General features: G+C 55.7%; 2 protein-coding genes. One reads left to right on the forward strand and one right to left on the reverse strand.

The annotated features are described in order from the left end of the window. Nucleotides 1-149 precede the first annotated feature (149 nt). Entirely contained in the window at nt 150-710 is a 561-nt protein-coding gene (locus APQ99_RS12380; RefSeq protein ID WP_136361203.1) for a TATA-box-binding protein, read from the reverse strand. A gap of 338 nt (nt 711-1048) precedes the next feature. Here APQ99_RS12380 and APQ99_RS12385 point away from each other — a divergent pair, with 338 nt between their 5' ends. After that, the gene (locus APQ99_RS12385) at nt 1049-1408 is read left to right on the forward strand and encodes an HVO_A0114 family putative DNA-binding protein (RefSeq protein ID WP_209000315.1); all 360 of its coding nucleotides are present in this window, start codon (nt 1049-1051) and stop codon (nt 1406-1408) included. Nucleotides 1409-2382 lie beyond the last annotated feature (974 nt).

A 2382-nucleotide genomic window follows, 5' to 3' on the forward strand; every position in this document is an offset into this window, starting at 1 on the left:
ATACCGTGCACCAAGTGCACGACTTTCTAAGCTAGTAACTCTCTATAACAGTCAGAAACTCTATCATAGTGTGTGAAGACTTCTATGACACCCTCCACTCCAGCAACACTGCTCCCGTCGCGTAGGAGTTACTCGATAACTCCGTGGACTCACTCAAGCAGGCCGAGTTCCGTGAGCCGATCGTTGACGTGTGCCAACGCGTGCTGGGCATCCCCAGATTCCGCTGCGCCAGTAATCACGAGTTTCCCACTCCCGAACAGCAAAACGACGACATCGGGGTCGTCGAGACGATAGACGAGCCCGGGGAACTGTTCGGGTTCGTATTCGATCTGCTCTAAGCCCAGCCCGATTGCGATTGCGTTCAAATTCAGCGACTGCTCAAGGCTGGCACTAGAGACGATGTTTTGCACCTTGACCGGTGGAGTACTGTCGACGTCGATGCCTAACTCGCGGAGGTTATCGAAAACGATCTCGAGAGCGTCGTGAACAGCATCGACGCTCTTCGCGCCGGTGCAGACAACTTTCCCTGACCGGAAAATGAGCGTGGCTGACTTCGGCTCCTGAAGCCGGTAGACAACCCCGGGGAAGTCCTCTGGGTTGTACTCAGAGCCATCGAGATCCGTTGCGAGCTGGTCGAGGGCGAGTTCCTGGCCGAGGTCACTGGATGCAACAACGTTCTCGATGTGGATCGTGTCCGCCAGACTACTCATACGGGCATTCGTCGGCCACCTCACGTAAATAGCGGGTGGAAATATTTGGCGCCGGTACGTCCCTCAACGGCTAATCGATTCGAGTATCGGCCGCTACGGACAGACGAAGGCGGTATTCGTCTTTAGCTAAGCTGGCAGAGCCGATTGAAAGTCGTTTCGGCGGATCTACGAACCTCGATGTGAACCGCTCAGACACCTAAATCAATCTCAACACCCGGCAAACCGGCTCTCGCACCAACCCCGCCGCTGTCTTGCAATTCTCGCCTTAGCTAAAGACGGATGCAGCAGAGGGTTTATCACTATTGACTTCTAATGCAACAGTAGAGAGGGTGATATATGTGTCTGAAATAAGCCATGCGGGAGACGAGACGGCTGACCGCGTTGCAGACAGGGCCGAGTTCAGCCGCACGCTCGCCCAGAGCGACTACGATAACGTGACTGTGCTCGCCCTCAGCGAGGCAGCGGACGTCCTCACAGACCGGCGACGGGAACTCATCGACGCGCTTCGCGTGGGCGAATACGAGTCTATCCGCGACCTCGCCCGAGAGGTCGGCCGTGACAAAGGTGCCGTCTCGCGGGACCTCGCCGTCCTCGCCGAGCACGGCGTCACGACGCTCGAGGAGAACGGCCGTGCAAAGCGCCCGGTCCTCCGGACCGGCACGATCGTCGTCGAGCCGGTCGCCGTCACCCACGGCTGACGACGCTATCGCTGCGCACCACTAGCGCGTGCTGTTCTCAGCTGGCTCGCCAGCTACCGACGTGAGCGTGTCATAGAATAGGTTACGTGTCTTTGGACCCTCGGCGAACGGTCAGTACAGGGGATGTGTTTATCGGTCAAGTGCGGTGAGGCATCCGTAGAGAACGAATAGGCCTCCAAGTATCAAACCCCCACCGAATCTGCCAACCGTAGTCGAGGCGACGACACCCAGCACGGCGAGACCGATTCCAACGAGTATCCAGAACAGACCAGTCCAGCGAGGCGAGAGACTCGTATACCACGGTAACACTCGGGGCGCAATGAGCTGTGCAAGCCCAAACGCGGCAAGGGCGACACTCGCTACAACGCCGCCAATGTTGATTGGGTCCGACGCGACCACGAACACGCCTACTGCCAGCACCGAGACGAGGATGGTGCTCAGTCCCTCCCAAATACCACCGAATTCGCCTTCATCTTCCGTATACATAGGAAGTAAACCCTCTACTGACAGCGGAGGCTACTCCAGATAACGGTTTACGACTAATGACATTTGAAATGTGCGATAAGCAGACCTACACACCAGAGCGTGTCATCGAATCGGTCACGCGCCTTTGACTCTAGACTCAACTTCGCATGTTTTTATGTTCTGCTCAGAATGTTGGGTAGAAGTCCTAAGAATAGCCTTCTCACAGTGGACCACCGCTGATATGCCGCTCAGTTGGCCAGCGATCCCCCAATCTGACCAGTTTGTGACCCCAAGGAAGTCGGTCGAACGTCGGATACCGATAGATATCCCATGATTCATGGTCTCTACATCCGGAATTTTGGGTGGTATATAAACGTGCGAGGTTGAGTCTAGAGTGAACGGTCAATACAGGTGCGCTCATCCCGATACATTGTAACATAGGAGTTTCTCGAACCAATCTTCGGGTGAGTTGAGCTTCAGTGCAAGGAAGTTGAGATACTTCTGAAGAT

This window comes from Halobacterium salinarum DSM 3754 (assembly GCF_008124605.1).
In the GTDB taxonomy this organism is placed as follows: Archaea; Halobacteriota; Halobacteria; order Halobacteriales; family Halobacteriaceae; genus Halobacterium; species Halobacterium salinarum.